Origin of the sequence: Mycobacterium sp., from assembly GCF_004298145.1 — a bacterium.
Classification (GTDB): Bacteria; Actinomycetota; Actinomycetes; order Mycobacteriales; family Mycobacteriaceae; genus Mycobacterium.
The window spans coordinates 1-5,894 of sequence record NZ_SCRH01000064.1 but is presented as its reverse complement, the minus strand read 5'-3'; the positions used below and the strand labels follow the sequence as shown (position 1 = coordinate 5,894).

The window sequence follows — 5,894 nt, the reverse complement described above, 5'->3', positions numbered from 1 at the left end:
TTGGATTTCGCCGGGTTCGATGCGGTAGCCGCGGATCTTGACCTGCTCGTCGGCGCGCCCGAGGTAGTGCAGCTGCCCATCAGCACCCCAGCGCACCAGATCGCCGGTGCGATACATCCGCGTCCCCGGAGCACCGAACGGGCAGGCCACGAACCGCGACGCGGTCAACCCCGCCCGGCGCACATAGCCCACGCCCACCCCACGACCGGCGACGTAGAGTTCGCCGACGACGCCGGGTGGGGTGGGGTGTAGCCATCGGTCCAGGATGACCAGTGCTGCTCCGGGGACCGGGGTGCCGATGGGTACGACCGGGGTGTGAGGGGTCAGGGGGGCGCTGATGGTCACGCACATGGTGGTTTCGGTGGGGCCATAGGCGTTGACCATCACCCGTCCCGGCGCCCACTGGTTGACCACCTCGACGGGGCAGGCTTCCCCGACGGTCACCAGCGTCACCGAGTCCAGGCCCTGCGGGGAGAGCGCGGCCACCGCGGAGGGGGTGTGCGTCAACACGCTGACGCCCTGGGTGATCAGCAGCTGGTGGAGGTCTTCGGCAGAGGCCACGACCGCTTCGGGGACCACGACCAGGCGCCCGCCGCGCAGTAGGGCGCCGAAGATTTCCCAGACCGAGACGTCGAAGGCCAGCGAGTGACTATGCGTCCACACCCCGGTTGGGGGCAGCCCGGCATCCAGCGATGCCAGCAGCTGGGTCACGTTGTGGTGGGTGATGGCCACCCCTTTGGGGGTGCCGGTGGTGCCCGAGGTGTAGATCAGATAGGCGATATCGGCCGGTTGCGTCACCGGCAAAGCGGTGTCGGGGTAGGGCTGGGCGTGCAGCGCGGGATCGTTGATGTCGATCACCGTCATGTCGCAGCCGTCCAGGCGCTCGCGTAGTCCGGCGGTGGTGATCACCGCGGCCGGTGCGGCGTCGGTGAGCACGAACCGCAGCCGCGCCTGCGGGACCGCGGGGTCGATCGCCACGTAGGCCGCCCCGGTCTTCAAGACGGCCAGGATCGCCACGATCGCCTCGGCCGAGCGCGACAACAGCAGCGCCACATGCTGTCCCGGGCCCACGCCCTGGCCGGCCAGCAGTTGCGCGCACCGGTTAGCGGCCTGATCAAGCTCGCGGTAGGTCATCGACCGGCCCTCGACGCTGACCGCCACCGCCTCCGGGATCCGGGCCACCTGTTCGGCGAACAACACCGGAATCGACACCCCCGGCGCCGCCGGCTGAACCGGGCTCGCCGGGTTACCCAGCTGTGCCAGCCGGGCATGTTCTGACTCGTCGAGCACATCGATCGACGACAATGACCGCCCCGCATCGGCTGTCATCGCCACCAACACCCGCCCCAATCGTGCGATCAGTGCCTCGATGGTGTCGGGGTCGAACACGTCGGTGCGAAACTCCACCGCACCGCCGATCCCGGCGGGCTCTCCGGCTTCGGTGAAGCGCTCGGCCAACGAAAACGCCAGATCCATCCGCGCGGTGCCGGTGTTCACCGGCAGCGACGTGACCTCCAGATCACCCAAGCTCAGCTCGGCGGCCGGGTCCCCGGCGAAGTTCTGCCAGGCCAACGCCACTTGGACCAGCGGATGGTGGGTCAGGTTGCGGGTCGGGTTGAGTCGCTCCACGAGGACTTCGAAGGGCACGTCTTGGTGCTCGTAGGCGGCCAGACTGCGCTGGCGGACCTGGGCCAGTAGCTCGGCGACGGTTGGATTACCTGTCAGATCGACGCGCAGCACCAGGGTGTTCACGAAGAAACCGACCAATTGATCCAGCGCCGGGTCGCGCCGCCCGGCGATCGGGAACCCCACCGCCACATCGGAACTGGCGCTGATCTTCGACAGCAGCACCGCCAGCGCGGTCTGCACCACCATGAAGCTGGTTGCGTTGTGCTCTCGGGCTGCCCGGGCAATCTGCTGCTGGAGTTCCGCCGGCCAGTCCACCGTCACGGTGGCGCCGTGCTGATCGGCCACCGGCGGGTAGGGCCGGTCGGTGGGCAACTGCAGCCGCTCGGGCAGCCCGGCCAGGGCCTCCTCCCAATGGGTCAGCTGTGTGCCGATGCGGCTGTGGGCATCGGCCAGATCACCCAGCTGGGTGCGCTGCCACAGCGCGTAATCGATGTATTGCACCGGCAACGGCGACCAGGCGGGGGCCAGGCCCACACACCGGCTCGTGTACGCCACCTTCAGATCAGCCACCAGCGGAGTGATCGACCAGCCATCGGCGGCGATGTGGTGCACCACCGTCACCAACACGTGCACATCCTCGGTGAGACGGAAAAGTGTTGCCCGCAAAGGGATCTCAGCGGCCAGGTCGAAACTGTGGTGCGCGACCGTGTCGATGGCCTCGTCCAGCCGATCTGCCGACCAGCCGGCGGCATCGACGACAACCCAATGCAAGTCGGCCCGCTCGGCAGCGACGACCGTCTGCTGGGGGATCCCCTCGGGCGCCACAAACAGGGTGCGCAGACTCTCTTGGCGGCTCACCACGTCGCCTAGCGCCGCACCCAACGCCTCGGTATCAAGGTCCCCGTCGAACCGCAACGCCGCCGCCATGTTGTAGACGGGGGAGGGGCCCTGCAATTGGTCAAGGAACCACAACCGCTGTTGGGCGTAGGACAGCGGCACCACCGCTGGACGCACACCGGCCACCAACGGCTCTGGACCCTCACCAACGCCGGTACGGATACGCGGGGCCAGCTGAGCCACCGTGGGCGCGTCGAACACGGTGCGCACCGACAGATCGGCGTCCAGGACGCTGTTGACCGCGGCGATCAGACGTATCGCCGACAGCGAGTCCCCGCCCAAATCGAAGAACGAGTCGTCGAGGCCAACCCGGCCGAGCCCCAGGATGTCGGCGTAGATGCCGGCCAGGATCTCCTCCACCTGGGTGGCCGGGGAGCGATACCCGCTCCCGATGTATTCGGGTGCGGGCAGGGCGTGGGTGTCGAGTTTGCCGTTGGGGGTGAGTGGGAGGGCGTCGAGCGCTACCACCGCGGCCGGCACCATGTAGGCCGGGAGCCGTTCGGCCAGAGCGGTGCGCGCCTGGGCGGGGTCGGCGGTGCCGGTGATGTAGCCGATGAGGCGCTTGTCGCCGGGGCGGTCCTCGCGGGCGATGACGACCGCCTGCTCGACGCCGTCCAGCGCGATCAGGGCGGCCTGGATCTCGCCGAGTTCAATGCGGTAGCCGCGGATCTTGACCTGTTCGTCGGCGCGCCCGAGGTAGTGCAGCTGCCCATCGGGGCCCCAGCGCACCAGATCCCCGGTGCGATACATCCGCGCTCCGGGCACCCCGAAGGGACACGCTATGAAGCGCGATGCCGTCAGCCCGGCCCTACCGAGGTACCCGACGCCGACGCCGGCACCGGCGACATACAACTCGCCGACCACCCCGACGGGCACCGCACGCAACCACCCGTCCAGCACGAACAACGCCGCGGTCGGCACCGGCGAGCCGATCGGCGGCGTCCCGGCCCCCGCCGTCAATACACTCATCGACGCGTACACCGTGGTCTCGGTAGGGCCATAGGCGTTGACCACCACCCGTCCCGGTGCCCACCGACCCACCACCTCGGCCGGACACGCCTCACCGCCGAGCAGCAACGCCGTCGACTCCAGCCCCTCCGGCGACAGCGCCCCCACCGCCGACGGGGTCTGGGTCAACACGTTGACCCGTTCGCGAACCAGCACGGCGTGGAAGTCCGGCGGAGAGTTCACCACCGAGTCGGGCACCACCACCAACCGGCCACCGGTTAGCAGCGCCGCCCAGATCTCCCACACCGAGAAGTCGAACGCGTAGGAATGGCACTGCGTCCAAACCTGTTGGGTCGGCAAAAGTTTGGGTTGTGAATCGGCCAAGTGGGTCAGGTTGCGATGGGTGATGGCCACGCCTTTGGGTACGCCGGTGGTGCCCGAGGTGTAGATCAGGTAGGCGATATCGTCGGGACCCGGCCCCGGGAGTGCCGTGCCGGGTTCGGCGTGGACGTCGGGGTCGTCGGCATCGATGACCAGTAAGTCGTTGCTGGCTATCCGATCACGTAGGCCTGCCGTGGTGACGACGGCCACCGGTGTGGCGTCGCCCATCATGAAAGCGATCCGCGCGCCCGGCAACGCCGGATCGATGGCCAGGTAAGCCGCGCCCGTCTTCAACACCGCCAGCATCGTGACGACGGCCGAGGACGAACGTTCCAACAGCACCGCCACCCGCTGCCCGGCGCCCACGCCATGGCCGATCAGGAAGTGCGCCAACCGGTTAGCGGCTTCCTCGAGTTCGCGGTAGGTCACCGAGTTGCCGTCGAAGGTCACCGCCACCGCCTCGGGGGCGCGGGCCACCTGCTCAGCGAACAGCGCCGGAACCGACACCGGTGGCGGCCCCGAACGGGTCAGCGTGGCGCGGTTGCCGACGGCATCCAACCGGGCAAGCTCACCGGCGTCGAGCAGATCGATCGACGACAGCCGCTGGGTCGGGTCGGTGGTCATCGCCACCAGCACCCGCTGGAACCGGTCGATTAGGGCCTGGGTGCTGTCGGCATCGAACACGTCGGTGTCGTACTCGGCGCGAATCCCCAATTGGCGGCCCGGGGTGGCTTGCACGGTCAGCGGGTAGTGGTTGTATTCACGACCGGTGAATTCGGTGATGGCCAGCTCGTGGTCGCCGCCGGCGAGGGCCGCGGTGTCGACGGGATAGTTCTCCAGCACGAACAAGGTGTCGAAGAGCTGATCGTGGCCGGTGATGCGGTGAATTTCGGTCAGTCCCAGATGTTGGTGGTCCAGCGTGCTGTTGTAGGCGGTTTGCAGTTGGTCGATCAGGTCGGCCGTGGTGCTGGCAGGCGTGATGCGCGCGCGCACGGGCACGGTGTTGATCAACAGGCCGACCAGTGATTCGGCACCGGCCAGCTCGGCCGGCCTACCCGAGACCGCGGTGCCGAACACGACGTCGTGCTGGCCGGTCAGCCATGTCAGGAGTTGTGCAAAACCGGCTTGCAGCACGGTGTTGACGGTGGTGTGGTGAGAGCGGGCCAGCTCGCCCAGCGCGTGTGTGGTGTGGTCGGACAGCCGCGACGAGACAACCCCGCGCCGTCCCGGCCTTAACCGATTCGGCGGGCCGACCAGGGTGGGGGTGTCGAAGCCGGCCAGCACCTCGCGCCAGGCCGCCTCGGCGGCGTCGAGGTCTCGATCGGCCAGCCAGGTGACGAAGCTGCGATAGGACGTGGGCGCGGGCAGTCGCTGCCCGTAGTAGGCGGCAAAGATCTCCTGTAGCAGGATCGGCAGCGACCAGCCATCGAGCACGATGTGGTGATTGGTCAGCACCAACCGGTATTGCTCGGGGGCGGTGCGGATCACGGCCACCCGGAAGGCCGGTCCTCCAGCCAGATCGCATACGGCGGCGCGTTCGGCCGCACAAATCTGCTGAACCTCGTCAGCGAGTTGGCCGGCGTCTAGTTCGATATACCGCCAGCCCGGTGCGGGATCGGCCGGGATGATCTGCACCGGTTCCCCGAACCGTTCGAAGAAGCGGGCCGCCAGGTTGGGATGGCGGTTCATCGCGATCTGTACCGCGTGGCGCAGCCGGTCGGGGTCGAGCGTGCCGGTCACGGTGATGTCTAGCTGAGACGCATAAACATCGTCGCCGTGACCCATTGCCGCGTTGGCGTGAAAGAACAATCCTTCCTGCAGGGGAGTCAGCGGCAAAACGTCAGCGATCCGCATATTGCCCCTCCAGTTCGTCGATCTGTTGTTGGCTCAGCCCGGCAAGTGTGATGTCCGACGGCGTGAGCCCGCCGCCGCCGTCGCGCACGTGGGTGCAGATGCCGGTCAGGGCGTCGAACCACAGTTGGGCGAGGCGGTTGATCTGGGTGTGGTCCAGTGTTGAGGGCGCCCAGGTCCAGGTGGCG

Annotated in this window: 1 pseudogene; it reads right to left on the bottom strand. The window is 68.0% G+C overall.

The window, feature by feature from the left end:
- A pseudogene (locus tag EPN51_RS26475) lies at positions 1 to 5,894 on the bottom strand (amino acid adenylation domain-containing protein); the annotation flags it as partial.